This window comes from Escherichia sp. WS1450, assembly GCF_046487395.1.
Lineage (GTDB): Bacteria > Pseudomonadota > Gammaproteobacteria > Enterobacterales > Enterobacteriaceae > Escherichia > Escherichia coli.
In genome coordinates this window covers 1-25,911 of the sequence record NZ_JBJQJO010000004.1, presented here as the reverse complement: position 1 = coordinate 25,911, position 25,911 = coordinate 1, and the positions used below count along the sequence as shown (strand labels likewise).

28 protein-coding genes and 1 riboswitch are annotated in these 25,911 nt (G+C 53.0%); of the genes, 14 read left to right on the top strand and 14 right to left on the bottom strand.

Annotated features, from left to right (window positions below):
• Positions 1–93 precede the first annotated feature (93 nt).
• Both ybiA and ACJHYR_RS06010 read left to right on the top strand, forming a co-directional pair.
• A complete protein-coding gene (ybiA, locus tag ACJHYR_RS06015) occupies positions 94–576 on the top strand; it encodes an N-glycosidase YbiA (RefSeq protein ID WP_001145139.1) in 483 nt (160 codons plus the stop codon).
• Positions 577–591: 15 nt separating this feature from the next.
• Complete coding sequence (locus ACJHYR_RS06010; protein WP_000502599.1) at positions 592–732, top strand: hypothetical protein; 141 nt, start codon at positions 592–594, stop codon at positions 730–732.
• 79 nt (positions 733–811) lie between these two features.
• Here the strand turns inward: ACJHYR_RS06010 and rhlE are convergent, their stop codons facing one another.
• A complete protein-coding gene (rhlE, locus tag ACJHYR_RS06005) occupies positions 812–2,176 on the bottom strand; it encodes an ATP-dependent RNA helicase RhlE (RefSeq protein WP_000007147.1) in 1,365 nt (454 codons plus the stop codon).
• 228 nt (positions 2,177–2,404) lie between these two features.
• Between rhlE and cecR the strand changes: the two genes are divergently transcribed.
• The 5 genes from cecR to ACJHYR_RS05980 are packed head-to-tail and all read left to right on the top strand — an operon-like array spanning position 2,405 to position 8,046.
• Positions 2,405–3,076 carry a DNA-binding transcriptional regulator CecR gene (gene cecR, locus ACJHYR_RS06000; protein WP_001296991.1) on the top strand — a complete coding sequence of 224 codons (672 nt, stop codon included), beginning with the start codon at positions 2,405–2,407 and terminating at the stop codon, positions 3,074–3,076.
• Positions 3,077–3,078: 2 nt separating this feature from the next.
• Positions 3,079–4,074, top strand: a complete 996-nt coding sequence (gene hlyD / locus ACJHYR_RS05995) for a secretion protein HlyD (protein WP_000743444.1) — start codon at positions 3,079–3,081, stop codon at positions 4,072–4,074.
• Positions 4,067–5,803, top strand: a complete 1,737-nt coding sequence (locus ACJHYR_RS05990) for an ATP-binding cassette domain-containing protein (RefSeq protein WP_072837463.1) — start codon at positions 4,067–4,069, stop codon at positions 5,801–5,803. Before hlyD ends, ACJHYR_RS05990 begins: the two co-directional genes overlap by 8 nt.
• A complete protein-coding gene (locus tag ACJHYR_RS05985; protein ID WP_000070131.1) occupies positions 5,796–6,929 on the top strand; it encodes an ABC transporter permease in 1,134 nt (377 codons plus the stop codon). The genes ACJHYR_RS05990 and ACJHYR_RS05985 overlap by 8 nt, the downstream gene beginning before the upstream one ends.
• Before the next feature lie 10 nt (positions 6,930–6,939).
• Entirely contained in the window at positions 6,940–8,046 is a 1,107-nt protein-coding gene (locus tag ACJHYR_RS05980; protein WP_000469031.1) for an ABC transporter permease, read from the top strand.
• Here ACJHYR_RS05980 and ACJHYR_RS05975 read toward each other — a convergent pair.
• Positions 8,008–8,418: a YbhQ family protein gene (locus ACJHYR_RS05975; RefSeq protein ID WP_000871982.1), complete on the bottom strand. Its 411-nt coding sequence runs from the start codon at positions 8,416–8,418 to the stop codon at positions 8,008–8,010. The two genes, ACJHYR_RS05980 and ACJHYR_RS05975, sit on opposite strands and share 39 nt — an antisense overlap.
• Positions 8,419–8,550: 132 nt before the next feature.
• Between ACJHYR_RS05975 and ACJHYR_RS05970 the strand changes: the two genes are divergently transcribed.
• Genes ACJHYR_RS05970 through ACJHYR_RS05960 form a run of 3 tightly spaced genes read left to right on the top strand, consistent with a single transcriptional unit; the run spans position 8,551 to position 11,506 of the window.
• Positions 8,551–9,312 carry an endonuclease/exonuclease/phosphatase family protein gene (locus ACJHYR_RS05970; protein ID WP_001113348.1) on the top strand — a complete coding sequence of 254 codons (762 nt, stop codon included), beginning with the start codon at positions 8,551–8,553 and terminating at the stop codon, positions 9,310–9,312.
• On the top strand, positions 9,309–10,550 hold the full coding sequence (gene clsB / locus ACJHYR_RS05965) for a cardiolipin synthase ClsB (protein ID WP_000650337.1): 1,242 nt from the start codon (positions 9,309–9,311) through the stop codon (positions 10,548–10,550). Before ACJHYR_RS05970 ends, clsB begins: the two co-directional genes overlap by 4 nt.
• On the top strand, positions 10,550–11,506 hold the full coding sequence (locus tag ACJHYR_RS05960) for a YbhN family protein (protein WP_000045450.1): 957 nt from the start codon (positions 10,550–10,552) through the stop codon (positions 11,504–11,506). Before clsB ends, ACJHYR_RS05960 begins: the two co-directional genes overlap by 1 nt.
• A gap of 35 nt (positions 11,507–11,541) precedes the next feature.
• Here ACJHYR_RS05960 and ACJHYR_RS05955 read toward each other — a convergent pair whose 3' ends face one another.
• The 7 genes from ACJHYR_RS05955 to moaA all read right to left on the bottom strand — a co-directional run bounded on the left by ACJHYR_RS05955 (position 11,542) and on the right by moaA (position 15,680).
• Entirely contained in the window at positions 11,542–11,931 is a 390-nt protein-coding gene (locus tag ACJHYR_RS05955) for a hypothetical protein (protein WP_000446924.1), read from the bottom strand.
• 204 nt (positions 11,932–12,135) lie between these two features.
• The gene (locus ACJHYR_RS05950; protein WP_000373624.1) at positions 12,136–12,840 is read right to left on the bottom strand and encodes a Bax inhibitor-1/YccA family protein; all 705 of its coding nucleotides are present in this window, start codon (positions 12,838–12,840) and stop codon (positions 12,136–12,138) included.
• A 136-nt stretch (positions 12,841–12,976) separates the two neighbouring features.
• Positions 12,977–13,429, bottom strand: coding sequence for a molybdopterin synthase catalytic subunit MoaE (gene moaE, locus ACJHYR_RS05945; protein WP_000852278.1), 453 nt, complete (start codon positions 13,427–13,429; stop codon positions 12,977–12,979).
• A 1-nt stretch (position 13,430) separates the two neighbouring features.
• A complete protein-coding gene (gene moaD, locus ACJHYR_RS05940) occupies positions 13,431–13,676 on the bottom strand; it encodes a molybdopterin synthase sulfur carrier subunit (protein WP_000598612.1) in 246 nt (81 codons plus the stop codon).
• Positions 13,669–14,154 carry a cyclic pyranopterin monophosphate synthase MoaC gene (gene moaC, locus ACJHYR_RS05935; RefSeq protein ID WP_039064017.1) on the bottom strand — a complete coding sequence of 162 codons (486 nt, stop codon included), beginning with the start codon at positions 14,152–14,154 and terminating at the stop codon, positions 13,669–13,671. Before moaC ends, moaD begins: the two co-directional genes overlap by 8 nt.
• Before the next feature lie 2 nt (positions 14,155–14,156).
• The gene (moaB, locus tag ACJHYR_RS05930) at positions 14,157–14,669 is read right to left on the bottom strand and encodes a molybdenum cofactor biosynthesis protein B (protein ID WP_000084639.1); all 513 of its coding nucleotides are present in this window, start codon (positions 14,667–14,669) and stop codon (positions 14,157–14,159) included.
• Between the two features lie 21 nt (positions 14,670–14,690).
• On the bottom strand, positions 14,691–15,680 hold the full coding sequence (gene moaA / locus ACJHYR_RS05925) for a GTP 3',8-cyclase MoaA (protein ID WP_001295301.1): 990 nt from the start codon (positions 15,678–15,680) through the stop codon (positions 14,691–14,693).
• A riboswitch (molybdenum cofactor riboswitch) is annotated at positions 15,668–15,812 on the bottom strand. It overlaps the preceding gene by 13 nt.
• Before the next feature lie 264 nt (positions 15,813–16,076).
• Here moaA and yvcK point away from each other — a divergent pair.
• Positions 16,077–16,985 (top strand): uridine diphosphate-N-acetylglucosamine-binding protein YvcK, encoded by a 909-nt coding sequence (gene yvcK / locus ACJHYR_RS05920; RefSeq protein ID WP_001305602.1) that lies wholly within the window; start codon positions 16,077–16,079, stop codon positions 16,983–16,985.
• A 146-nt stretch (positions 16,986–17,131) separates the two neighbouring features.
• On the opposite strand, the gene uvrB is transcribed toward yvcK, so the two are convergent.
• The 5 genes from uvrB to bioB form a co-directional block, all read right to left on the bottom strand.
• The gene (gene uvrB / locus ACJHYR_RS05915; RefSeq protein ID WP_000042533.1) at positions 17,132–19,153 is read right to left on the bottom strand and encodes an excinuclease ABC subunit UvrB; all 2,022 of its coding nucleotides are present in this window, start codon (positions 19,151–19,153) and stop codon (positions 17,132–17,134) included.
• Positions 19,154–19,731: 578 nt separating this feature from the next.
• On the bottom strand, positions 19,732–20,409 hold the full coding sequence (gene bioD, locus ACJHYR_RS05910) for a dethiobiotin synthase (protein WP_072837464.1): 678 nt from the start codon (positions 20,407–20,409) through the stop codon (positions 19,732–19,734).
• Positions 20,402–21,157 (bottom strand): malonyl-ACP O-methyltransferase BioC, encoded by a 756-nt coding sequence (bioC, locus tag ACJHYR_RS05905; protein WP_000246782.1) that lies wholly within the window; start codon positions 21,155–21,157, stop codon positions 20,402–20,404. The genes bioD and bioC overlap by 8 nt, the downstream gene beginning before the upstream one ends.
• On the bottom strand, positions 21,144–22,298 hold the full coding sequence (gene bioF / locus ACJHYR_RS05900; RefSeq protein WP_000118805.1) for an 8-amino-7-oxononanoate synthase: 1,155 nt from the start codon (positions 22,296–22,298) through the stop codon (positions 21,144–21,146). Before bioF ends, bioC begins: the two co-directional genes overlap by 14 nt.
• On the bottom strand, positions 22,295–23,335 hold the full coding sequence (gene bioB, locus ACJHYR_RS05895) for a biotin synthase BioB (RefSeq protein ID WP_000951213.1): 1,041 nt from the start codon (positions 23,333–23,335) through the stop codon (positions 22,295–22,297). The genes bioF and bioB overlap by 4 nt, the downstream gene beginning before the upstream one ends.
• 86 nt (positions 23,336–23,421) lie before the next feature.
• Between bioB and bioA the strand changes: the two genes are divergently transcribed.
• The 3 genes from bioA to ACJHYR_RS05880 all read left to right on the top strand — a co-directional run.
• Complete coding sequence (bioA, locus tag ACJHYR_RS05890; protein ID WP_001309367.1) at positions 23,422–24,711, top strand: adenosylmethionine--8-amino-7-oxononanoate transaminase; 1,290 nt, start codon at positions 23,422–23,424, stop codon at positions 24,709–24,711.
• Between the two features lie 58 nt (positions 24,712–24,769).
• Positions 24,770–25,246 carry a kinase inhibitor gene (locus ACJHYR_RS05885; protein WP_000767422.1) on the top strand — a complete coding sequence of 159 codons (477 nt, stop codon included), beginning with the start codon at positions 24,770–24,772 and terminating at the stop codon, positions 25,244–25,246.
• 448 nt (positions 25,247–25,694) lie between these two features.
• Positions 25,695–25,911, top strand: a 217-nt coding sequence (locus ACJHYR_RS05880; RefSeq protein WP_410233095.1) for a GtrA family protein, incomplete at its 3' end; no start/stop codon positions are given.

Genomic DNA, 25,911 nt, shown 5'->3' with positions numbered 1-25,911 from the left:
AGCCAATATTGTGGCATTTTTCGGTTTTCAGGGGTAATGGTTTTTCTGTTTCTGGAAAGCGACTCGCAATAACCACCAACATAATGCGGTTTAATGCCCGTTCGAGCACAAAGGATCCAACACGTCATGCAAGACACCACCATAAATTTCTACAGCACCGGCGATGACTACGGTGATTTTTCTAACTTTGCCGCCTGGCCCATTAAGGTTGACGGGAAAACCTGGCCCACCTCAGAACACTATTTCCAGGCACAAAAATTCCTTGATGAAAAATACCGCGAAGAGATCCGTCGGGTTTCTTCCCCTATGGTCGCCGCTCGCATGGGGCGTGATCGTTCCAAGCCACTTCGTAAAAACTGGGAGTCGGTCAAAGAACAGGTGATGCGAAAAGCGCTTCGCGCTAAATTCGAACAACATGCAGAACTGCGTGCGCTCTTGCTGGCAACCGCGTCCGCAAAACTGGTTGAGCATACGGAAAATGATGCTTACTGGGGAGACGGTGGTAATGGTAAGGGCAAGAATCGACTGGGCTACCTTTTAATGGAGTTGCGTGAACAATTGGCTATAGAGAAGTAACATCTCGGGTGACTTATGGGCGATAAAACAGAGAAATCTTTTTGCCGCGTTCTCAAATTGCTGACAAGTGCTTGTTGTGAAATGCCGGATGCGGCGCAAACGCCTTATCCGGCCTACAAAAGCATGCAAATTCAATATATTGCAGAGTTCATGTAGGCCTGATAAGCGTAGCGCATCAGGCAGTTTTGCGTTTGCCATCAGGCTCAGTTGCCGGGCATAGCCCGGCATCAAAAGATTACTGCGCAGCGGCAGGTTTACGCGGACGGCGGCGACGTTGTTGTTCGCCTGCCGGTTTGGCATCGCCGAGGCGACGAGACGGTTTTTCTCCAGGTTTAGCGCTTGCAGATTTTGCGCCACCTTCTCCACGGCGTGGTTGCTGTTGACCGCGACCACCACCTTGCCCACGACCGCCGCCGCCACGTTGCTGGCGACCGTTCTGGATTGGTTCGGCTTTGATTGACGGGTCCGGCTCATAGCCCGGAATCGCAATGCGCGGGATCTCTTTTTTCAGCAGTTTTTCGATATCACGCAGCAGTTTGTGTTCATCAACACACACCAGCGACAACGCTTCACCGGTAGCAGCCGCACGACCGGTACGCCCGATACGGTGGACATAATCTTCCGGTACGTTTGGCAGTTCATAGTTGACCACGTGCGGCAGCTCTTCAATATCCAGGCCGCGCGCAGCGATGTCAGTTGCCACCAGTACACGAATATCGCCCGATTTAAAATCAGCCAGCGCACGGGTACGCGCACCTTGCGATTTATTGCCGTGGATCGCCGCACTGCGGATGCCATCTTTATTGAGCTGTTCAGCCAGATGGTTAGCGCCATGTTTGGTACGGGTAAACACCAGCACCTGCTGCCAGTTCCCTTTCCCAATCATGTGCGACAACAATTCGCGTTTGCGTTTCTTATCAACAAAGTGAACATGCTGGGTCACCTGATCAGACGCGGTATTGCGGCGTGCCACTTCGATTTCCAGCGGGTTGTGCAACAGTTTTTCCGCCAGAGCTTTAATATCGTCAGAGAAGGTCGCGGAGAACAACAGGTTCTGGCGCTTCGCAGGTAGTTTTGTTAACACGCGACGGATATCGTGGATAAAGCCCATGTCGAGCATGCGGTCAGCTTCATCGAGGACGAGGATTTCAACCTGATCCAGCTTCACCGCATTCTGATGTTCCAGGTCCAGCAGACGTCCCGGCGTTGCCACCAGCACATCAACGCCGCCGCGCAACTTCATCATCTGCGGGTTAATGCTGACACCGCCAAACACCACCAGCGAACGAATGTTCAGGTATTTGCTGTAATCACGGACGTTTTCGCCAATCTGCGCCGCCAGTTCACGGGTCGGGGTAAGAATGAGCGCACGTACCGGACGACGCCCTTTGGCGTGCGGCTGGCGAGTAATCAGGTGTTGCAACAGCGGCAGCGTAAAGCCCGCTGTTTTGCCGGTGCCGGTCTGGGCACTGGCCATCAGGTCGCGGCCTTCCATCACCGCAGGGATCGCCTGCTGCTGAATAGGGGTGGGTTCACGGTAACCCTGCTCGGCAACGGCGCGCAGGATATCAGGGCTTAAACCCAAAGAATCGAAAGACATAACTACTCCGAACCGCCCCGACCGTTACCGGTGTAGTTTTCAGGGAGATACTGAAAAGGAAAATGACAAAAACCACAATGTCATGAGGGAGCGGAGTGTAGCAGTTTTTGTGACGCAGCGCATAAATTATCCCTGTGACTGGCGTTGCTAAAATTCTTAGCCATACTGGACAACTCTCATATGGAGTCATAATCTTAATCAATCATTTGATTAAGAATGGACTGTGCGATGAATAATCCTGCCATGACAATCAAGGGTGAACAGGCGAAAAAACAGCTGATTGCTGCCGCACTGGCGCAGTTTGGTGAATATGGAATGAACGCCACCACCCGCGAGATAGCCGCCCAGGCCGGGCAGAATATCGCTGCCATCACCTACTACTTCGGTTCGAAAGAGGATTTGTACCTCGCCTGCGCCCAGTGGATTGCCGATTTTATTGGCGAGCAGTTCCGTCCGCACGCCGAAGAGGCCGAACGCTTGTTCGCACAACCACAGCCAGATCGGGCTGCCATCCGTGAACTGATCCTTCGCGCCTGCAGGAACATGATTAAGCTGCTCACCCAGGATGACACTGTCAACCTCAGCAAGTTTATCTCCCGTGAGCAGCTCTCTCCCACGGCAGCCTACCACCTGGTGCACGAACAGGTGATTAGTCCGCTACACAGCCACCTGACACGCCTGATTGCCGCCTGGACCGGCTGCGACGCCAATGACACCCGCATGATCCTTCATACCCATGCGTTGATTGGTGAGATTCTGGCGTTTCGTCTTGGCAAAGAAACAATTCTGTTACGTACCGGCTGGACCGCGTTCGATGAAGAAAAGACCGAACTGATCAACCAGACGGTGACCTGTCATATCGACCTGATTTTGCAAGGATTATCGCAAAGGAGTTTGTAGTGATGAAAAAACCTGTCGTGATCGGACTGGCGGTAGTAGTACTTGCCGCCGTGGTTGCCGGAGGCTACTGGTGGTATCAAAGCCGCCAGGATAACGGCCTGACGCTGTATGGCAACGTGGATATTCGTACGGTGAATCTTAGTTTCCGTGTTGGGGGGCGCGTTGAATCGCTGGCGGTGGACGAAGGTGATGCTATCAAAGCGGGCCAGGTGCTGGGCGAACTGGATCACAAGCCGTATGAGATTGCCCTGATGCAGGCGAAAGCGGGCGTTTCGGTGGCGCAGGCGCAGTATGACCTGATGCTTGCCGGGTATCGCGATGAAGAAATCGCTCAGGCCGCCGCAGCGGTGAAACAGGCGCAAGCTGCCTATGACTATGCGCAGAACTTCTACAACCGCCAGCAAGGACTGTGGAAAAGCCGCACCATTTCGGCAAATGACCTGGAAAATGCCCGCTCCTCGCGCGACCAGGCGCAGGCAACGCTGAAATCGGCACAGGATAAATTGCGTCAGTACCGTTCCGGTAACCGCGAACAGGATATCGCCCAGGCAAAAGCCAGCCTCGAACAGGCGCAGGCGCAACTGGCGCAGGCGGAGCTGAATTTACAGGACTCAACGTTGATAGCCCCGTCTGATGGCACGCTGTTAACGCGCGCGGTGGAGCCAGGCACGGTTCTCAATGAAGGTGGCACGGTGTTTACCGTCTCGCTGACGCGTCCGGTGTGGGTACGCGCCTATGTTGATGAACGTAATCTTGACCAGGCCCAGCCGGGGCGCAAAGTGTTGCTTTATACCGATGGTCGCCCGGACAAGCCGTATCACGGGCAGATTGGTTTCGTTTCACCGACTGCTGAATTTACCCCGAAAACCGTCGAAACGCCGGATCTGCGTACCGACCTCGTCTATCGCCTGCGTATTGTGGTGACCGACGCCGATGATGCGTTACGCCAGGGCATGCCAGTGACGGTACAATTCGGTGACGAGGCAGGACATGAATGATGCCGTTATCACGCTGAACGGCCTGGAAAAACGCTTTCCGGGCATGGACAAGCCCGCCGTCGCGCCGCTCGATTGCACCATTCATGCCGGTTATGTGACGGGACTGGTAGGGCCAGACGGTGCGGGCAAAACCACGCTGATGCGGATGCTGGCGGGATTACTGAAACCCGACAGCGGCAGTGCCACAGTGATTGGCTTTGATCCAATCAAAAACGACGGCACGCTGCACGCCGTGCTCGGCTATATGCCGCAGAAATTCGGTCTGTATGAAGATCTGACGGTGATGGAGAACCTCAATCTGTACGCGGATTTGCGCAGCGTCACCGGCGAGGCACGGAAGCAAACTTTTGCTCGCCTGCTGGAGTTTACATCTCTTGGCCCGTTTACCGGACGCCTGGCGGGCAAGCTCTCCGGTGGGATGAAACAAAAACTTGGCCTGGCCTGTACCCTGGTGGGCGAACCGAAAGTGTTGCTGCTCGATGAACCCGGCGTCGGCGTTGACCCTATCTCACGGCGCGAACTGTGGCAGATGGTGCATGAGCTGGCAGGCGAAGGGATGTTAATCCTCTGGAGTACCTCGTATCTCGACGAAGCCGAGCAGTGCCGTGACGTGTTACTGATGAACGAAGGTGAATTGTTGTACCAGGGAGAACCGACGGCCCTGACACAAACCATGGCCGGACGCAGCTTTCTGATGACCAGCCCGCACGAGGGCAACCGCAAACTGTTGCAACGCGCCTTGAAACTGCCGCAGGTCAGCGACGGCATGATTCAGGGGAAATCGGTACGACTGATCCTCAAAAAAGAGACCACACCAGACGATATTCGCCATGCCGACGGGATGCCGGAAATCAACATCAACGAAACTACGCCACGTTTTGAAGATGCGTTTATTGATTTGCTGGGCGGTGCCGGAACCTCGGAATCGCCGCTGGGCGCAATATTACATACGGTAGAAGGCACACCCGGCGAGACGGTGATCGAAGCGAAGGAACTAACCAAGAAATTTGGTGATTTTGCCGCCACCGATCACGTCAACTTTGCCGTTAAACGCGGGGAGATTTTTGGTTTGCTGGGACCAAACGGCGCGGGTAAATCGACCACCTTTAAGATGATGTGCGGTTTGCTGGTACCGACCTCTGGCCAGGCGCTGGTGCTGGGCATGGATCTGAAAGAGAGTTCCGGTAAAGCGCGCCAGCATCTCGGCTATATGGCGCAAAAGTTTTCGCTCTACGGCAACCTGACGGTCGAACAGAATTTACGCTTTTTCTCTGGTGTGTATGGCTTACGCGGTCGGGCGCAGAACGAAAAAATCTCCCGTATGAGCGAGGCATTTGGCCTGAAAAGTATTGCCTCACACGCGACCGATGAACTGCCATTAGGTTTTAAACAGCGGCTGGCGCTGGCATGTTCGCTGATGCATGAACCGGACATTCTGTTTCTCGACGAACCGACGTCCGGCGTTGATCCCCTCACCCGCCGTGAATTCTGGCTGCACATCAATAGCATGGTAGAGAAAGGCGTCACGGTGATGGTCACCACCCACTTTATGGATGAAGCGGAATATTGCGACCGCATCGGCCTGGTGTACCGTGGGAAATTAATCGCCAGCGGCACGCCGGACGATTTGAAAGCACAGTCGGCTAACGATGAGCAACCCGATCCCACCATGGAGCAAGCCTTTATTCAGTTGATCCACGACTGGGATAAGGAGCATGGCAATGAGTAATCCGATCCTGTCCTGGCGTCGCGTGCGGGCACTGTGCGTCAAAGAGACGCGGCAGATCGTTCGCGATCCGAGTAGCTGGCTGATTGCGGTGGTGATCCCGCTGCTACTGCTGTTTATTTTTGGTTACGGCATTAACCTCGACTCCAGCAAGCTGCGGGTCGGGATTTTACTGGAACAGCGTAGCGAAGCGGCGCTGGATTTCACCCACACTATGACCGGTTCGCCCTACATCGACGCCACCATCAGCGATAACCGTCAGGAACTGATCGCCAAAATGCAGGCGGGGAAAATTCGCGGTCTGGTGGTTATTCCCGTGGATTTCGCCGAACAGATGGAGCGCGCCAACGCCACCGCACCGATTCAGGTGATCACCGACGGCAGTGAGCCGAATACCGCTAACTTTGTGCAGGGGTATGTCGAAGGGATCTGGCAGATCTGGCAAATGCAGCGAGCGGAGGACAACGGGCAGACTTTTGAACCGCTTATTGATGTACAAACCCGCTACTGGTTTAACCCGGCGGCGATTAGCCAGCACTTCATTATCCCCGGTGCGGTGACCATCATCATGACGGTCATCGGCGCGATTCTCACCTCGCTGGTGGTGGCGCGAGAATGGGAACGCGGCACCATGGAGGCTCTGCTCTCTACGGAGATTACCCGCACGGAACTGCTGCTGTGTAAGCTCATACCCTACTATTTCCTCGGGATGCTGGCGATGTTGCTGTGTATGCTGGTGTCGGTGTTTATTCTCGGCGTGCCGTATCGCGGGTCGCTGCTGATTCTGTTTTTTATCTCCAGCCTGTTTTTACTCAGTACCCTGGGGATGGGGCTGCTTATTTCCACGATTACCCGCAACCAGTTCAATGCCGCTCAGGTCGCCCTGAACGCGGCTTTTCTGCCGTCGATTATGCTTTCCGGCTTTATTTTTCAGATCGACAGTATGCCCGCGGTGATCCGCGCGGTGACGTACATTATTCCCGCACGTTATTTCGTCAGCACCCTGCAAAGCCTGTTCCTCGCCGGGAATATTCCGGTGGTACTGGTGGTGAACGTGCTGTTTTTGATCGCTTCGGCGGTGATGTTTATCGGCCTGACGTGGCTGAAAACCAAACGTCGGCTGGATTAGGGAGAAGAGCATGTTTCATCGCTTATGGACGTTAATCCGCAAAGAGTTGCAGTCGCTGCTGCGCGAACCGCAAACCCGTGCGATTCTGATTTTACCCGTGCTGATTCAGGTGATCCTGTTCCCGTTCGCCGCCACGCTGGAAGTGACTAACGCCACCATCGCCATCTACGATGAAGATAACGGCGAGCATTCGGTGGAGCTGACCCAACGTTTTGCCCGCGCCAGCGCCTTTACTCATGTGCTGCTGCTGAAAAGCCCACAGGAGATCCGCCCAACCATCGACACACAAAAGGCGTTACTACTGGTGCGTTTCCCGGCTGACTTCTCGCGCAAACTGGATACCTTCCAGACCGCGCCGTTGCAGTTGATCCTCGACGGGCGTAACTCCAACAGTGCGCAAATTGCCGCCAACTACCTGCAACAGATCGTCAAAAATTATCAGCAGGAGCTGCTGGAAGGAAAACCGAAACCCAACAACAGCGAGCTGGTGGTACGCAACTGGTATAACCCGAATCTCGACTACAAATGGTTTGTGGTGCCGTCGCTGATCGCCATGATCACCACTATCGGCGTAATGATCGTCACTTCACTTTCTGTTGCCCGCGAACGTGAACAAGGTACGCTCGATCAGTTACTGGTTTCGCCGCTCACCACCTGGCAGATATTCATCGGCAAGGCCGTACCGGCATTAATTGTCGCCACCTTCCAGGCCACCATTGTGCTGGCGATTGGTATCTGGGCGTATCAAATCCCCTTCGCCGGATCGCTGGCGCTGTTCTACTTTACGATGGTGATTTACGGTTTATCGCTGGTGGGATTCGGTCTGTTGATTTCATCACTCTGTTCAACACAACAGCAGGCGTTTATCGGCGTGTTTGTCTTTATGATGCCCGCCATTCTCCTTTCCGGTTACGTTTCGCCGGTGGAAAACATGCCAGTATGGCTGCAAAACCTGACGTGGATTAACCCTATTCGCCACTTTACGGACATTACCAAGCAGATTTATTTGAAAGATGCGAGTCTGGATATTGTATGGAATAGTTTGTGGCCGCTACTGGTGATAACGGCCACGACAGGGTCAGCGGCGTACGCGATGTTTAGACGTAAGGTGATGTAACTTCTTATCTTTCGCCAGCAAAGACACTACCGCCGGGCCGGCAAGGATTGCCAGCCCTGCAATTGCCAGCAAAAAGTTGTTTTCCAGTACGCGGGACAACAGCCACAGCACAATCAGCGCTGCGCCAAAATACCAGGTCGTGGTCAGCTCTTCCAGCACGTCTGCCACCTCACGCCAGCGTTGCTCGGGGTGGCGCTGAAACACCAGCATCATCACTACCGTGACACAATACAGTGCGCATAATCCCACGCCGACGTGAACCAGAGTCTTACTCATCCAGCCCACCACCAGCAGCGCCACTACCAGTAAATGCAACATAATCTGCCAGCAACTTAGACCCGTTGCGACACGAACACGTTGTTGCCACTTCATGGCTTCTCTCCTGAAGAATTTATCTCTACTTACTCAGAGTACCGAACTTTACGGAAAATTCCGTAAGACCGCACCTTTTTGTGACGCCGACTACACTATTTCAATGAGATAAGAGGCAAAGACAGGAAAATTATGCCCGATCAAACACAACAATTTTCGTTCAAGGTGCTCACCATCAATATTCACAAAGGCTTTACCGCGTTTAACCGACGCTTCATTTTGCCGGAACTTCGCGACGCCGTGCGTACCGTCAGCGCCGATATTGTTTGCCTGCAGGAAGTGATGGGCGCGCACGAAGTTCATCCGCTGCATGTGGAAAACTGGCCCGATACCTCGCACTACGAGTTTCTCGCCGACACTATGTGGAGCGATTTTGCCTACGGTCGCAATGCCGTATACCCGGAAGGACATCACGGTAACGCCGTTCTTTCACGTTATCCCATTGAACATTATGAGAATCGTGATGTTTCGGTCGATGGTGCGGAAAAGCGCGGCGTGCTCTACTGCCGCATTGTGCCGCCGATGACCGGGAAAGCGATTCATGTGATGTGCGTACATCTGGGCCTGCGTGAGGCGCACCGTCAGGCGCAGCTTGCGATGCTCGCCGAATGGGTGAATGAGCTGCCGGACGGCGAACCGGTATTGGTGGCGGGTGATTTCAACGACTGGCGGCAAAAAGCTAATCATCCGTTAAAAGTGCAGGCCGGGCTGGATGAGATATTTACCCGCGCCCACGGACGCCCGGCGCGCACGTTTCCGGTGCAATTTCCTCTACTACGTCTGGACAGGATCTATGTCAAAAATGCCAGCGCCAGCGCGCCAACCGCGTTGCCGCTGCGGACATGGCGACACCTTTCTGATCATGCCCCTTTAAGTGCGGAGATTCATTTATGAAATGTAGCTGGCGCGAAGGCAATAAGATCCAGTTGCTGGAAAACGGCGAGCAATATTATCCCGCGGTGTTTAAGGCGATTGGCGAGGCGCAAGAACGCATCATTCTTGAAACGTTTATCTGGTTTGAAGATGACGTCGGCAAACAGCTGCATGCGGCGCTACTGGCAGCAGCGCAACGCGGGGTGAAAGCGGAAGTCTTGCTGGATGGCTACGGTTCGCCGGATCTCAGCGATGAGTTTGTCAATGAATTGACGGCAGCTGGCGTGGTATTTCGCTACTACGATCCCCGCCCTCGCCTTTTTGGTATGCGCACCAATGTGTTTCGCCGGATGCATCGCAAAATTGTGGTGATCGACGCGCGTATTGCCTTTATTGGCGGACTGAACTACTCCGCCGAGCATATGTCCAGCTACGGTCCGGAGGCTAAACAGGATTACGCGGTGCGCCTTGAAGGGCCGATTGTCGAAGATATTCTGCAATTTGAACTGGAAAACCTGCCAGGACAGAGCGCGGCACGACGCTGGTGGCGACGTCATCACAAAGCGGAAGAGAACCGCCAGCCGGGAGAAGCGCAGGTATTGCTGGTCTGGCGCGATAACGAAGAACATCGCGATGATATTGAACGTCACTATCTGAAAATGCTCACTCAGGCGCGGCGAGAAGTCATTATCGCCAACGCCTACTTCTTCCCCGGCTATCGATTTTTACACGCCTTGCGTAAAGCGGCACGGCGCGGGGTGCGGATCAAACTGATCATTCAGGGCGAACCGGATATGCCGATTGTCAGAGTCGGTGCACGCTTGCTGTATAACTATCTGGTTAAAGGCGGCGTTCAGGTGTTTGAGTACCGCCGCCGTCCGCTACATGGCAAAGTGGCATTGATGGACGATCACTGGGCGACGGTAGGGTCCAGTAATCTCGATCCGCTCAGTTTGTCACTGAATCTCGAAGCAAATGTCATCATCCACGATCGTCATTTTAACCAGACGCTGCGCGATAATCTGAACGGCATTATCGCCGCAGACTGCCAGCAGGTGGATGAAACCATGCTGCCGAAACGCACCTGGTGGAATCTGACCAAAAGCGTGCTGGCCTTCCACTTTTTACGCCACTTCCCGGCGCTGGTCGGCTGGCTTCCGGCACACACACCACGTCTGGCGCAGGTTGACCCGCCCGCTCAGCCGACAATGGAAACGCAGGATCGGGTAGAAACTGAAAACACGGGGGTAAAACCCTGATGAGTAAATCACACCCGCGCTGGCGCTTAGCAAAGAAGATCCTCACCTGGCTGTTTTTTATCGCGGTGATTGTGTTGCTGGTGGTCTACGCCAAAAAGGTGGACTGGGAAGAGGTCTGGAAGGTCATCCGCGACTACAATCGCGTTGCGTTGCTCAGTGCGGTCGGGCTGGTGGTCGTCAGTTATCTGATTTACGGCTGCTATGATCTGCTCGCCCGCTTTTACTGCGGTCACAAACTGGCGAAGCGCCAGGTGATGCTGGTGTCGTTTATCTGCTACGCCTTCAACCTGACGCTCAGTACCTGGGTCGGCGGCATTGGTATGCGCTATCGTTTGTACTCCCGGCTAGGGTTACCGGGCAGCACTATTACGCGGATTTTCTCGCTCAGTATTACCACCAACTGGCTGGGCTATATTTTGCTGGCAGGGATTATCTTTACCGCGGGCGTGGTGGAGCTGCCGGATCACTGGTATGTCGATCAAACTACGCTGCGTATTCTCGGCATTGGCTTACTGATGATTATCGCGGTTTATTTGTGGTTTTGCGCTTTCGCGAAGCACCGCCATATGACCATCAAAGGGCAAAAGCTGGTGCTGCCTTCATGGAAATTCGCCCTCGCTCAGATGCTGATTTCCAGCGTTAACTGGATGGTAATGGGGGCGATTATCTGGCTGTTACTTGGTCAAAGCGTGAACTATTTCTTTGTACTGGGCGTGTTACTGGTTAGTAGTATTGCTGGCGTCATCGTGCATATTCCGGCGGGAATTGGTGTGCTGGAAGCGGTATTTATCGCGCTACTGGCTGGGGAGCATACCTCCAAAGGTACAATTATCGCCGCCCTACTCGCTTACCGTGTGCTGTATTACTTTATCCCACTGCTGCTGGCGCTGATCTGTTACCTGCTACTGGAAAGCCAGGCGAAGAAGCTGCGGGCGAAAAATGAAGCGGCGATGTGAAGTTTAGTTAAGTTCTTTAGTATGTGCATTTACGACTAATGAAAAAAACGCGTATGCCTTTGCCAGACAAGCGTTATCGCTATTGCTGCAAGTATCCCAAAGAAGCCGATAAAATAGTAATAGAGAGTTAATGCACCTGTAAAAGCGCAACGAACCGGACTCCACAACTCTTCACTATGGCATTTCCCCGCCAGTTCAAGGAGCTTATTTCGTCCATGCGAGATAATGCCTGACCATAACACAATCATTAAGCAACTTATTACCCAAACGGGTCGTTCACTCATTAATGCGGCATTCATGATGATCACCAGGGCCAGCCCTGCGGTTGCCACCATACCCAAAGCGGTAATGAGCCATATGCCGTTTAATATCCTGGCTTCGTGCTGAAAATCTAATTTATTGCTGTTTTGCGAGTATGATTCCATTCTTTTAGTTATCCTTAGATAAAATATTAATATTCACCATCAATAAATTTAAAACCACGCATACAAAATACTTTTGTATTTATGGATACGGAAAACACTTCCGCTCGGCCATAAGGCATATTTTATACCTGGTACTTGTTAAGTGTCGTTTTTAGTAAGAAAAAAATCCCGACACATGGCCGGGATATTGATGGTGAAAAAGAATTAACGGCGGTTGCCGAAGATCCGCAACAACATCAGGAACAAGTTGATGAAGTCCAGATACAAGGTTAACGCGCCAAGAATGGAATATTTGCGCAGGTTCGACGTGTCGCGGGTATCAATCTGCTCACCCATATTTTTCAATTTCTGAGTGTCATACGCCGTCAATCCGACAAAGACAATCACGCCGATGTAGGTAACTGCCCACATCAATGCTTCGCTTTTCAGCCAGAAGTTGACCAGCGATGCCAGCACAATGCCGATTAACGCCATAAACAGCATATTGCCAAAGCCGCTTAGATCGCGCTTCGTGGTGTAACCGTACAGGCTCATTGCGCCAAACATCCCGGCAGTAACGACGAAAGTACTGGCGATAGAAGCAGCGGTATAGACAATGAAAATACTGGAAAGCGTAAGACCCGTCAGCGCCGAATAAAGCATAAAGAGCATCGTCGTTACACCTGCGCTCAGCTTTTGAATCATCGCTGATAACACAATAACCAATGCTAATTGCGCGATGATCAGACCGATTAAAAAGACACGGTTAGTGAACAACAGCTCCATCACGGCCGCGGAATTAGCCGCATACCAGGCAACAAATGCGGTCAGCAACAAGCCAACGGTCATCCAGCCATAGACTTGCGCCATATAAGTTTGCAAGCCAGCCCGGGGTTGTACAATTGAATCAGAACGTGGGAATCTGTCCATGACGATCTCCTGAAGATATAAGGAATATCTTAAGGATACTGCAAAATGATGAGGCTGTGCATCGACGCAGCGTAAACGCATGTACTGAGCGGTGAAATTGCCGGACGCAGCGGTGCCTTATCCGGCTAACAAAAAACTACCAGCGTTTTGCCGCCTGCTGATCGCTCTCCCGAGCTTCAACCCAGCGGTCGCCTTCCGGCGTGGCTTCACGCTTCCAGAACGGTGCGCGGGTTTTGAGATAATCCATAATAAACTGCCCGGCTTCAAACGCACTGCTGCGATGCGCACTGGTGACACCGACAAAAACGATTTCATCTCCCGGCCATAATTCCCCGATGCGGTGAATCACCGTGATGCGCCCCAGCGGCCAGCGGTTACGCGCTTCATCGACAATTTCTGCCAGTGCTTTTTCAGTCATCCCCGGATAGTGTTCGAGGGTTAATGCTTTGACGCTGTCGCCAAGGTTATGGTTGCGCACCTTACCGGTAAAGGTGACTACCGCACCGTCTTCATCACGCTCAGCCAGCCACGGGTACTCTTCTCCTACGCTGAATGGCTGCGGGCCGACAACAATTTTGGTTTCTGCCATCTTAACCTCCGGTTACCGGCGGGAAGAAAGCCACTTCGTCGCCGTCAGTCAGCGGATGGTCAAAACTCACCAGCGTCTGGTTGACGGCAGCCAGCAATTTGCCATCTTCCAGCGCCAGCGCCCAGCGATCGCTCTGCGCAGCCAGATGTTGGCGTAACGCTTCAACGGTTGGGAAATCCGCAGCCACTTCGGTTGCATCTGTTCCCACCAACTCGCGCACCTGGGCGAAAAAAAGAACTTTAATCATCCGCTTCCACCTTAAAGTCACCCGACTTGCCGCCACTCTTCGCCAGCAAACGTACCGGACCAATTACCATATCTTTTTGCACCGCTTTGCACATGTCATAAATGGTCAGCGCCGCCACGGAGGCCGCGGTTAACGCTTCCATTTCGACACCGGTTTTCCCGGTCAGGCGGCATAAGGTTTCTATACGCACCCGATTGTGCTCCGGCTCAGCCTGTAAATTGACTTCAACTTTGCTGAGCATCAGCGGATGACACAGCGGGATCAGATCCCAGGTGCGTTTTGCCGCCTGAATACCGGTAATACGCGCAGTGGCAAATACGTCGCCTTTATGGTGGCGACCATCAATAATCATCGCCAGCGTCTCGCTGCGCATGGTGACAAAGGCTTCCGCCCGTGCTTCACGCACGGTTTCCGCTTTGGCGGAGACATCCACCATGTGCGCTTCGCCAGCGGCGTTGATATGGGTCAGTTGCGACATACTTATTTCTTCAAATGTGGATGGAAATTGCATGGACGTGTACGGGCATCGAGCTGCGGCGCGATGATATTTTCCCACGCGGTGCGGCACGCTTTGGTCGAACCCGGCATGGCGAAAATCAGCGTTTTGTTAGCGACGCCCGCTACCGCACGAGATTGCAACGTGGAAGTGCCAATCTCTTCGAACGACAACATCCGGAACACTTCACCAAAACCTTCAACTTCACGGTCGAACAACGGCAGCAGCGCTTCGGGAGCCTGATCTCCTTCCGTCAGGCCAGTCCCCCCCGTAATCAATACCACTTGTACATCGTCGCTGGCGATCCACGCAGATACCTGAGCGCGAATAGCGTAGCGGTTTTCTTTCACAATGGCTTTATCGACAACGTGATGGCCCGCTTCCTGCGCCGAATCGCGCAGATAGTGACCGGAGGTATCGTCTTCTTCACCGCGACGATTAGAAACCGTAAGAATAGCAATACGGGTCGGGATAAATTCAGTGCTTACCTGACTCATCTGATCTCTCCTTTTGACGTTTTAGCCGCCAATGTACGATAAGTTTTGCGTAATACCGGTGTTGTTTTGATGCAGGAAATGGGTCTGTTTCTTCTCCCGCAGCGCCGCTGAAATACGCGCTTCCAGCGCCTGTTGCTGGGTATCGTCTTCCAGCAGATCGCGCAGGTTAACGCCGCCTTCACCAAACAGGCAGAGATGGAGTTTACCAATGGAGGAAACGCGCAGGCGGTTGCAAGTGGCGCAGAAGTCTTTTTCATACGGCATGATAAGGCCAATCTCTCCGGCGTAATCCGGATGACAAAAGACTTGCGCGGGACCGTCACTGCGTTGACGTAATTGGTGGATCCAGCCGCGACGCAGTAGCTCGTCACGCAGAACCTGACCAGAGATGTGATGCTTACGGAAGAGCTCGCTGCCCTCGCCCGTTTCCATCAATTCGATGAAACGCAGCTGGATAGGGCGATGCTGGATCCAGTTCAGAAAGGTGTCGAGCTGATGATGATTAACATCACGCATCAGCACGGTATTGACTTTGACCTTCTCAAAACCGGCCTCAAATGCAGCATCGATCCCTGCCATGACCTGGTTGAATTTATCCTGCCCGGTAATGGCATGAAACTGGCGAGCGTCAAGGCTATCAACGCTGACGTTGATGCCAGTAAGTCCCGCATCGCGCCAGTTCGCCACATCGCGTTCCAGACGGTAACCATTGGTGGTGACCGCAATCTGGCGGATAGCGTCGTTTTCCCGCACAGCGGCGATGATATCGGTAAAGTCGCGGCGTAAAGACGGCTCACCGCCTGTCAGGCGCACTTTTTCGGTGCCCAGACTGGCAAAGGCGCGCGTAACCCGGCGAATTTCATCGACGGTAAGAAAGCCTTTATTGGTGACGCCGCTCGGTTTGTAGCCATCCGGCAGGCAGTAGGTGCAACGAAAGTTACACACATCAGTAATCGACAGGCGCAAGTAGTAAAACTTACGCGCAAATGCATCAGTCAGTTGTGAAGCCATGTACACCTTTCCAGATACGGGAGGCGAAGTCATTTCTTTCTTCGCCCTGGTGGCAATCTTTACGAGCATTGTCACGGCCAAAGCACCGTATCAGTTGACCCAGGTGCAGAGGCTAGAGTGTTTAGTGGTTAAGCCGATACTAGCGTGTAAATGAGATTTTTACCATCCACACTTTCGCTATATAATCATGTATATAGCGTCATGATCGTGCTATTTCGCTACAGAATAAGGGAAAATGGCGGTTTTACTTTGATATACATCATCAGAGAGGCATAGCGTGCTTCATCCTTTAGAGGTAGAAGAAAATAGTTTGTATCCTCAATATTGGCAGGTTAATTGCTGTTTCCCCGCAATTTGCGCTACTGTAGCGCGGATAATCTGACTCCAGGAAACTATATGCGCAATCGTACGCTGGCTGATCTTGATCGTGTCGTTGCTCTCGGCGGAGGGCATGGACTGGGACGCGTTCTCTCATCACTTTCGTCTTTGGGTTCTCGTTTAACGGGTATCGTCACCACCACGGATAATGGCGGATCGACGGGGCGTATTCGCCGCTCAGAAGGCGGTATTGCCTGGGGCGATATGCGTAACTGCCTCAACCAGCTGATAACTGAACCCAGCGTCGCTTCCGCAATGTTTGAATATCGTTTCGGCGGTAATGGCGAACTTTCCGGACACAACCTTGGAAACCTGATGCTGAAGGCACTGGATCACCTTAGCGTGCGACCTCTTGAAGCGATCAATCTGATTCGCAATCTGCTGAAAGTGGACGCACATTTGATTCCGATGTCGGAGCATCCGGTGGATCTGATGGCGATTGACGATCAGGGGCATGAAGTTTACGGCGAGGTCAATATCGACCAGTTAACTACGCCGATTCAGGAGTTACTGTTAACGCCGAATGTACCCGCAACGCGTGAGGCTGTTCACGCTATCAATGAAGCGGATCTCATCATTATTGGGCCTGGCAGTTTTTATACAAGCCTGATGCCAATTCTGCTGCTGAAGGAAATCGCACAGGCATTACGCCGCACGCCAGCGCCGATGGTCTATATCGGCAATCTGGGGCGTGAGTTGAGTTTACCTGCGGCTAATTTGAAGCTGGAAAGCAAGCTGGCAATTATGGAGCAGTATGTCGGTAAAAAGGTCATTGATGCGGTCATCGTCGGGCCAAAAGTGGATGCCTCGGCGGTGAAAGAGCGGATTGTGATTCAGGAGGTACTGGAGGCCAGCGATATTCCGTATCGTCATGACCGCCAGTTGTTACATAACGCACTGGAAAAGGCGTTACAAGCACTGGGTTAATGTGGCCGAGATTGCTGACCAGGCTTCTGGTGCAATGCGACCTGTTCCCCTCACCCTCTCCCCGGAGGGACGAGGGGACCGTTCGAGCACTTTTTTGACTTGATCGTTAATCTGAACCGGAAGAACATTCCGGCTTTTTCATCTTGTCACGACGCGGCAATGAACAATTCACGCAGCTGATGCAACTGGTCACGAATTTGCGCCGCTTCTTCGAACTCCAGATTCTGCGCGTGTTGCATCATCAACCCTTCCAGTTCATGGATCTTCTGCTGCAACGCTTTAGGCGACATATCCATCGGCACATTATCCGGCTCAACAATCGGTCGCGATTTTCCTCTGCCCTTCGCTTTGGTTTTAGCAATGTTCTGCCCCAGCGCCAGGATATCGACCACTTTCTTGTTCAAGCCCTGCGGCGTAATACCGTGTTCCTCGTTGTACTTCTGCTGTTTCTCGCGACGACGTTCGGTTTCGCCAATCGCTTTCGCCATTGACGGGGTGATCTTATCGCCGTAGAGAATCGCTTTACCGTTAACGTTACGCGCCGCACGACCAATAGTCTGGATTAACGAACGTTCAGAACGCAGGAAGCCTTCTTTGTCGGCGTCGAGGATCGCCACCAGCGAAACCTCCGGCATATCCAGACCTTCGCGCAGTAAGTTGATCCCCACCAGCACGTCGAACTCGCCCAGACGCAAGTCGCGGATAATCTCCATACGCTCGACGGTGTCGATATCGGAGTGAAGATAACGCACGCGCTCGCCGTGTTCTTCGAGATATTCCGTGAGATCTTCCGCCATTCGCTTGGTCAGAGTTGTAACCAGTACGCGTTCGTTAATTGCCGCTCGCTGACGAATCTCCGATAGAAGATCATCGACCTGTGTCGCCACTGGCCGCACTTCGATAATCGGATCCAGCAATCCGGTTGGACGCACCACCTGATCCACCACATCGCCGCCCGATTTTTCCAGCTCGTAATTACCCGGCGTCGCCGAAACATAGATGGTTTGCGGCGCTAATGCTTCGAACTCTTCAAATTTCAGCGGACGGTTATCCAGCGCTGATGGCAGGCGGAAGCCGTACTCCACCAGCGTCTCTTTACGCGCCCGGTCACCGCGATACATGCCGCCAATTTGCGGAATGGTGACGTGTGATTCATCGACCACCAGCAGCCCATCGGCAGGCAGGTAATCAAACAGCGTCGGCGGTGGCTCACCCGGTCCACGACCGGAGAGGAAGCGCGAGTAGTTCTCAATCCCGGAACAGTAGCCCAGCTCGTTCATCATCTCCAGATCAAACTGGGTACGCTGGGTCAGCCGCTGCTCTTCCAGCAGTTTGTTATTCTCCAACAGCACTTTGCGTCTGGCGGCCAGTTCTTCTTTGATCTCTTCCATCGCCTGTACGATGCGCTCGCGCGGCGTGACGTAGTGCGTTTTCGGGTAGATGGTAAAACGTGGAATAGTGGAAACAATCTGCCCGGTGAGCGGGTCAAATAACGACAATCGTTCCACTTCCTCGTCAAACAGCTCCACGCGAAGTGCAATGTCATCCGATTCTGCTGGGAAGATATCAATCACCTCACCACGAACGCGGAAAGTACCACGCTGGAATGCCTGATCATTACGAGCGTATTGCAGCTCCGCCAGTCGGCGCAGGATCGCGCGCTGATCGATAATCATGCCGACCGTGAGATGGAGCATCATCTTGAGATATAAATCAGGATCGCCCAGACCATAAATCGCGGAAACAGACGCCACCACAACCACATCACGCCGCTCCAGCATCGCTTTGGTGGCGGACAAACGCATCTGTTCAATATGTTCGTTAACCGAGGCATCTTTCTCAATGAAGGTGTCGGAACTCGGTACATAGGCTTCCGGCTGATAGTAGTCGTAGTAGGAGACGAAATATTCCACCGCGTTTTCCGGGAAGAACTCTTTCATTTCGCCATACAACTGGGCCGCCAGCGTTTTGTTGGGCGCAAGTACCATGGTAGGGCGCTGAAGATCAGCAATGACATTGGCAATGGTGAAGGTTTTCCCGGAGCCAGTCACGCCAAGTAACGTCTGGTGCGCCAGGCCATCTTCCAGCCCCTCTTCGAGACGTCGAATCGCCTCTGGCTGATCGCCAGAAGGTTTAAAAGCGGAATTCAGTTTGAACGGTTTACTCATGAGTCGCTACCTGAAGGAGTTGGGCGGGCAGGTATGTAATTTTACTCGTCGTACTTAATTATGCCAACAAATTATACTGGATAAAAAAACAGTTTCTCACCATAATATTTCTGTTACAGCGTAAACTCCGCTGTCAAACATGAGCAAAATTTACTCTGTGGCGAGATAAAACTCCGGCCTTACCGGGTTATCCCCAAAGCAACGGCTTTTTTAACATTTGTCAAGATGAGTGATGACAGTTTTATGGCAAGAGATGCCTCTTCAGTGACTGCCATTGCAATTATCTAACCAGTTAAAAAATAAAAGATATTTCTTTGAGCCGTCTTTAACGCCAATTCGCGTGCAAGCCGCGTATTCTCTCGCTTGCCTCGTGTTTTCTAACTCTAATACACATGGTTATCCACAGGAATAGTGGATAACTGTCTGCAGCCCCTATCCCCCGCCGCCTGGGCAATTCCCACATACATCGCATGATGCGGAAGTAAAATTTTTTTCGTGATTATTTTAGAATTTAATTGGTTAAATTGCAGTCAATCGAAGACGCGATCTCGCTCGCAATTTAACCAAATACAGGATGGCTACAACAAGGCAAGGTTTATGTACTTTCCGGTTGCCGCATTTTCTGGATTTTCTGCAAGCCAGGGGATCTCTCCCAGCAGCGGCGCGGGAATCATGCGGGTGAGCGTGGTCATATATTCAGCGTGACGTTTTCCCGGAGACGTGACATCATTCGCCACCCAACCCGCCAGAGTCAGCCCGGCGTGTTGTATTGCCTGTGCCGTCAACATCGCGTGATTAATACAGCCGAGTTTCACACCAACTACCAGTATCACCGGCAGTTGTTCCTGTGTTACCCAATCCGCAAAAGTGAAAGTGTCAGAAAGCGGCGTAAACCAGCCGCCAGCACCTTCCACTAACACCCAGTCAGCCTGTTGTTCAAGCCCGCGTAATCCGGCGCTCATTACCAATGATTCTATCGGCCTGCCCTCTTGTGCGCTGATGATGTGCGGCGAAGTGGGTTCTGCGAAGGTGTAAGGATTTACCGTTGCGTAATCCAGCTGCAGGCTGCTGTTGTGCTGTAACGCCAGCGCGTCACTATTACGTAAGCCTTCCGGGGTCTTTTCGCTGCCAGAGGCGACCGGTTTATAACCTGCCGTCCGATAACCTGCTGCCTTCGCGGCTTGTAAAAGTGCACAACTGGCGACAGTTTTCCCCACTTCGGTATCTGTTCCGGTGACAAAATAACGTTTACTCACGAGCAATTACTCCCAAAAAAAGATGATACGTCAGAGGATATCGCCCCTGTTGTTGCGGCCAGGCCAGTTGTAATCGCTGCAACTGCGAACGCGTTAATATTCGCGGGTCGCGCCCTTCATGAAGATGCGTGGCACCGATGCCTTTCAGCGAACGCATGGCACTGAGCGCATCATCAAACCACAGCGTGATGGGCTGAATATGATGTTGATAATGCAGGCCGTTCAGCGACTGTTCGATTTTATCTGGCGGTAAAAAGCGATTAGCATGCGGGCGCTCGTCCACCACCTGCCACGCCTGATGTAATTCAGGGAGCGATCCCTGCACCAGCGTGGTAAACGCGACCACGCCTCCGGGGCGCACCACCCTGTATAGCTCGCGGAGTGCCGTGGATAAATTACCGCACCACTGCACCGCGAGATTGCTCCATGCAAGATCGAAGGTTGCAGTCGCTAACGGCAGGGATTCGATATCTCCCGCCAGATAATGGTCTGCGGCATCCTTCTGGCGTGCCTGAACAAGCATTGGCGGCGAGAGATCTAACGCCGTCACCTGCGCGTGACGTTCCCGCCAGTGGCGGCTCATCCAGCCAGGTCCACAACCCGCGTCCAGTACGTGGGTGTATTTACGCTGTGGAAGCATTGCCAGTAAGACGTCAGCACTCTGGCGCTGTAGATCCGCATGTTGCTCATAGTGCGCGGCTGCCCGACCAAATGCCGCTGCAATGGCTTGTTTATTAACCGTTGCCATGCAGCACCTCCAGCAGACGGTCGATATCCTGCATTTCATGCGCGGCGGTTAGTGTTAAGCGCAGTCGCGCAGTACCAGCAGGTACGGTTGGTGGGCGAATCGCCGTGACCCAGCAGCCTTGCTGGCGCAGTTTTTCTGCCAGTTGTAACGCACGGCTGTTATCACCGACGATCAATGGCTGGATGGCGCTGCATGAATCAGCAAGCGTAAACGGCAAATCCTGTACTCCGGCACGAAAACGCGTAATGAGTGCCGCCAGTTTTTCGCGCCGTGCATCACCCTCATCACTGCGAATGACCGCCAGCGACGCACGTAATGCCTGCGCCTGAGCGGGCGGCATACTGGTGCTGTAAATAAGATGGCGGGCAAATTGCAGTAGATAATCCGCCACCGCATCGGAGCAAAGCACCGCTGCCCCGCTGACGCCAAATCCTTTGCCAAAAGTCACCACCAGCAATTCTGGATTTACCTTTTGCAACCAGCAGCTGCCGCGCCCCTGCTCCCCGATAACGCCCGTGCCGTGGGCATCATCGACCATCAACCAGCCATTGTGCTGTTGCGTTACCTGCTGGATTTCCGCCAGTGGCGCACTATCGCCGTCCATGCTGAACACGCCTTCTGTCACCACCAGTTGCTGCCCCGGACAGGGGGAAGCAAGCAGTCGCGCCAGATGAGCGACATCGTTATGGGTAAAACGGCGAAGCTGCGCCGGGCTTAAACTGGCAGCTTCCAGCAATGAGGCGTGACTCAGCCGATCGGCAACAATACGGTCCTCTTTCGCCGTCATCGCGGTAATAACTGCCTGGTTAGCGGCAAAACCAGAGATAAACAGCAGTGCCCGCGAATAGCCCAGCCACTCGGCCAGTTCTTCTTCCAGCGCCTGATGCGCCACGCTATAACCGCTGACGTGACCGGAACCGCCGCTACCGACGCCAAATTGCTCCGCTCCCTGCTTCCATGCACGAATGATGTCCGGATGATGGCTTAAGCCGAGGTAATCATTGCAGGAAAAGTTCAGATACTGGCGATCATCCGCCACCAGCCAGCGTCCGGCCCCTTGCGCCACCGGATAACGGCGACGCAGGGCATCGGCAGCACGCCGCGCATCGAGCGCCGCGTTGATTTTCTCCTGCCAGCTCATAGTGCTGCCGCGTTGTAATATTCGTCAGTGTCCGGGGTCATCAGTGCCTGCTCCAGACGCTGCTGTTGTTCGTTATCCCCTGCCAGCACGGCAGTTTGCTGTGGATTTAGCCCCAGTTTGCGGAACAGTTGCAGGTCTTTATCTTCTTCCGGATTCGGCGTGGTTAGCAGTTTGCAACCGTAGAAAATCGAGTTAGCCCCGGCCATAAAGCACATCGCCTGAGTCTGTTCGTTCATCTGCTCGCGTCCGGCAGAAAGGCGCACGTAAGAGGTCGGCATCATGATCCGCGCTACGGCAATGGTGCGAATAAAATCAAAGGCATCGACATCATCGTTATCTGCCAGTGGAGTACCTTTCACCTTCACGAGCATGTTGATTGGCACGCTTTCCGGCGGCGTCGGCAGGTTTGCCAGTTGCAGTAATAATCCGGCGCGATCTTTTACCGTTTCGCCTAAACCCACAATGCCACCTGAGCAGACTTTGATCCCGGCATCGCGCACTTTTTCCAGCGTATCGAGGCGTTCCTGATAAGTGCGTGTGGTGATGATATTGCCGTAAAACTCCGGCGAGGTGTCGAGGTTGTGGTTGTAGTAATCCAGCCCGGCATTCGCAAGGCGCTGCGCCTGAGATTCACTCAACGTACCCAGCGTCATACACGCCTCCAGCCCCATCGCTTTTACTCCCTGCACCATTTGTTCCAGGTAGGGCATATCGCGTTCGTGGGGATTCTTCCACGCCGCGCCCATGCAGAAGCGCGTCGATCCTGCCGCTTTCGCTTTGCGCGCCGACTCCAGCACCTGTTCAACTTCCATCAACCGCTCGGCTTCCAGCCCGGTTTTGTAGCGCGAGCTTTGCGGGCAGTATTTGCAATCTTCCGGACAAGCTCCGGTCTTAATTGACAGCAAAGTGCTGACCTGCACCTGACGTGGATCGAAATGCTGACGATGCACCTGCTGCGCTTCAAACAGCAGATCCAGCAACGGTTTTTCAAATAATTCTGTGACTTGCGACAATGTCCAGCGTGGGCGGTGAGCCATGGGGCTTCTCCAAAACGTGTTTTTTGTTGTTAATTCGGTGTAGACTCGTAAACCTAAATCTTTTCAATTTGGTTTACAAGTCGATTATGACAACGGACGATCTTGCCTTTGACCAACGCCATATCTGGCACCCATACACATCCATGACCTCCCCGCTACCGGTTTATCCGGTGGCGAGCGCCGAAGGTTGCGAGCTAATTTTGTCTGACGGCAGACGCCTGGTTGACGGTATGTCGTCCTGGTGGGCGGCGATCCACGGTTACAATCACCCGCAGCTTAATGCGGCGATGAAGTCGCAAATTGATGCCATGTCGCATGTGATGTTTGGCGGTATCACCCATGCGCCAGCCATTGAGCTGTGCCGCAAACTGGTGGCAATGACGCCGCAACCGCTGGAATGCGTTTTTCTCGCGGACTCCGGTTCCGTAGCGGTGGAAGTGGCGATGAAAATGGCGTTGCAGTACTGGCAAGCCAAAGGCGAAGCGCGCCAGCGTTTTCTGACCTTCCGCAATGGTTATCATGGCGATACCTTTGGCGCGATGTCGGTGTGCGATCCGGATAACTCAATGCACAGTCTGTGGAAAGGCTATCTGCCAGAAAACTTGTTTGCTCCCGCCCCGCAAAGCCGCATGGATGGTGAATGGGATGAGCGCGATATGGTGGGCTTTGCCCGCCTGATGGCGGCGCATCGTCATGAAATCGCGGCGGTGATCATTGAACCGATTGTCCAGGGCGCAGGCGGGATGCGCATCTACCATCCGGAATGGTTAAAACGAATCCGCAAAATGTGCGATCGCGAAGGTATCTTGCTGATTGCCGACGAGATCGCCACCGGATTTGGTCGTACTGGCAAACTGTTTGCCTGTGAACATGCAGATATCGCGCCGGACATTTTGTGCCTCGGTAAAGCCTTAACCGGCGGTACAATGACCCTTTCCGCCACACTCACCACGCGCGAGGTTGCGGAAACCATCAGTAACGGCGAAGCCGGTTGCTTTATGCATGGGCCAACTTTTATGGGCAATCCGCTAGCCTGCGCGGCAGCAAACGCCAGCCTGGCGATTCTCGAATCTGGCGACTGGCAGCAGCAGGTGGTGGCTATTGAAGTACAACTGCGCGAGCAACTGGCACCAGCCCGTGATGCCAAAATGGTTGCCGATGTGCGCGTGCTAGGGGCCATTGGCGTGGTCGAAACCACTCGTCCGGTGAATATGGCAGCGCTGCAAAAATTCTTTGTCGAACAGGGTGTCTGGATCCGGCCTTTTGGCAAACTGATTTACCTGATGCCGCCCTATATTATTCTCCCGCAACAGTTGCAGCGTCTGACCGCAGCGGTTAATCGTGCGGTGCAGGATGAAACATTTTTTTGCCAATAACGGGAAGTCAGCGTGAGGGTTTCTGGCTACACTTTCTGCAAACTAGAAAGGAGGGTTCATGAAACTCATCAGTAATGATCTGCGCGATGGCGATAAGTTGCCACATCGTCATGTCTTTAACGGCATGGGTTACGATGGCGATAATGTTTCACCGCATCTGGCGTGGGATGATGTTCCTGCGGGAACGAAAAGTTTTGTTGTCACCTGCTACGACCCGGATGCGCCAACCGGCTCCGGCTGGTGGCACTGGGTAGTTGTTAATTTACCCGCTGATACCCGCGTATTACCGCAAGGGTTTGGCTCTGGTCTGGTAGCAATGCCAGACGGCGTTTTGCAGACGCGTACCGACTTTGGTAAAACCGGGTACGATGGTGCAGCGCCGCCGAAAGGCGAAACCCATCGCTACATTTTTACCGTTCACGCGCTGGATGTAGAACGTATTGATGTCGATGAAGGTGCCAGCGGCGCGATGGTCGGGTTTAACGTCCATTTCCATTCTCTGGCAAGCGCCTCGATTACTGCGATGTTTAGTTAATCACTCTGCCAGATGGCGCTATGCCATCTGGTATCACTTAAAGGTATTAAAAACAACTTTTTGTCTTTTTACCTTCCCGTTTCGCTCAAGTTAGTATAAAAAAGCTGAACGCGAAACAGCAAAAGCCAATAATATCAATGTGTTAAAATACATTTAGCCTAAAAAATAGACTGCATGATACTACAAAAAACAACATATCCAGTCACTATGAATCAACTACTTAGATGGTATTAGTGACCTGAGACAGAGCATTAGCGCAAGGTGATTTTTTGTCCTCTTGCGCTAATTTTTTGTCATCAAACATATCGCACTCCAGAGAAGCACAACACCTTGCAGTCCAGTGCAAAGCTTTGTGTACCAGAGTTTTCCTCATCAACTACCGCAAGTATCGATCGATTGAGACTTGGATGATAGACTTCATACCTTTCAGAACTCATTGATTAAATAAATGTTAAATATATTTGCAAGGTACACCTCGATTGGTGTGCTGAACACACTTATACACTGGGTGGTTTTTGGTGTATGTATCTATGCCGCGCATACCAATCAGGCTCTGGCAAACTTCGCAGGTTTCGTTGTGGCTGTGAGTTTTAGCTTCTTCGCGAATGCAAAATTCACATTCAAAGCATCAACTACAACGATGCGCTACATGTTATATGTCGGGT

Coding starts and splice junctions, on each gene's coding strand:
- ybiA (WP_001145139.1), top strand. CDS start 94: ATGCCCGTTCGAGCACAAAGGATCCAACACGTCATGCAAGACACCACC.
- ACJHYR_RS06010 (WP_000502599.1), top strand. CDS start 592: ATGGGCGATAAAACAGAGAAATCTTTTTGCCGCGTTCTCAAATTGCTG.
- rhlE (WP_000007147.1), bottom strand. CDS start 2,176: ATGTCTTTCGATTCTTTGGGTTTAAGCCCTGATATCCTGCGCGCCGTT.
- cecR (WP_001296991.1), top strand. CDS start 2,405: ATGAATAATCCTGCCATGACAATCAAGGGTGAACAGGCGAAAAAACAG.
- hlyD (WP_000743444.1), top strand. CDS start 3,079: ATGAAAAAACCTGTCGTGATCGGACTGGCGGTAGTAGTACTTGCCGCC.
- ACJHYR_RS05990 (WP_072837463.1), top strand. CDS start 4,067: ATGAATGATGCCGTTATCACGCTGAACGGCCTGGAAAAACGCTTTCCG.
- ACJHYR_RS05985 (WP_000070131.1), top strand. CDS start 5,796: ATGAGTAATCCGATCCTGTCCTGGCGTCGCGTGCGGGCACTGTGCGTC.
- ACJHYR_RS05980 (WP_000469031.1), top strand. CDS start 6,940: ATGTTTCATCGCTTATGGACGTTAATCCGCAAAGAGTTGCAGTCGCTG.
- ACJHYR_RS05975 (WP_000871982.1), bottom strand. CDS start 8,418: ATGAAGTGGCAACAACGTGTTCGTGTCGCAACGGGTCTAAGTTGCTGG.
- ACJHYR_RS05970 (WP_001113348.1), top strand. CDS start 8,551: ATGCCCGATCAAACACAACAATTTTCGTTCAAGGTGCTCACCATCAAT.
- clsB (WP_000650337.1), top strand. CDS start 9,309: ATGAAATGTAGCTGGCGCGAAGGCAATAAGATCCAGTTGCTGGAAAAC.
- ACJHYR_RS05960 (WP_000045450.1), top strand. CDS start 10,550: ATGAGTAAATCACACCCGCGCTGGCGCTTAGCAAAGAAGATCCTCACC.
- ACJHYR_RS05955 (WP_000446924.1), bottom strand. CDS start 11,931: ATGGAATCATACTCGCAAAACAGCAATAAATTAGATTTTCAGCACGAA.
- ACJHYR_RS05950 (WP_000373624.1), bottom strand. CDS start 12,840: ATGGACAGATTCCCACGTTCTGATTCAATTGTACAACCCCGGGCTGGC.
- moaE (WP_000852278.1), bottom strand. CDS start 13,429: ATGGCAGAAACCAAAATTGTTGTCGGCCCGCAGCCATTCAGCGTAGGA.
- moaD (WP_000598612.1), bottom strand. CDS start 13,676: ATGATTAAAGTTCTTTTTTTCGCCCAGGTGCGCGAGTTGGTGGGAACA.
- moaC (WP_039064017.1), bottom strand. CDS start 14,154: ATGTCGCAACTGACCCATATCAACGCCGCTGGCGAAGCGCACATGGTG.
- moaB (WP_000084639.1), bottom strand. CDS start 14,669: ATGAGTCAGGTAAGCACTGAATTTATCCCGACCCGTATTGCTATTCTT.
- moaA (WP_001295301.1), bottom strand. CDS start 15,680: ATGGCTTCACAACTGACTGATGCATTTGCGCGTAAGTTTTACTACTTG.
- yvcK (WP_001305602.1), top strand. CDS start 16,077: ATGCGCAATCGTACGCTGGCTGATCTTGATCGTGTCGTTGCTCTCGGC.
- uvrB (WP_000042533.1), bottom strand. CDS start 19,153: ATGAGTAAACCGTTCAAACTGAATTCCGCTTTTAAACCTTCTGGCGAT.
- bioC (WP_000246782.1), bottom strand. CDS start 21,157: ATGGCAACGGTTAATAAACAAGCCATTGCAGCGGCATTTGGTCGGGCA.
- bioF (WP_000118805.1), bottom strand. CDS start 22,298: ATGAGCTGGCAGGAGAAAATCAACGCGGCGCTCGATGCGCGGCGTGCT.
- bioB (WP_000951213.1), bottom strand. CDS start 23,335: ATGGCTCACCGCCCACGCTGGACATTGTCGCAAGTCACAGAATTATTT.
- bioA (WP_001309367.1), top strand. CDS start 23,422: ATGACAACGGACGATCTTGCCTTTGACCAACGCCATATCTGGCACCCA.
- ACJHYR_RS05885 (WP_000767422.1), top strand. CDS start 24,770: ATGAAACTCATCAGTAATGATCTGCGCGATGGCGATAAGTTGCCACAT.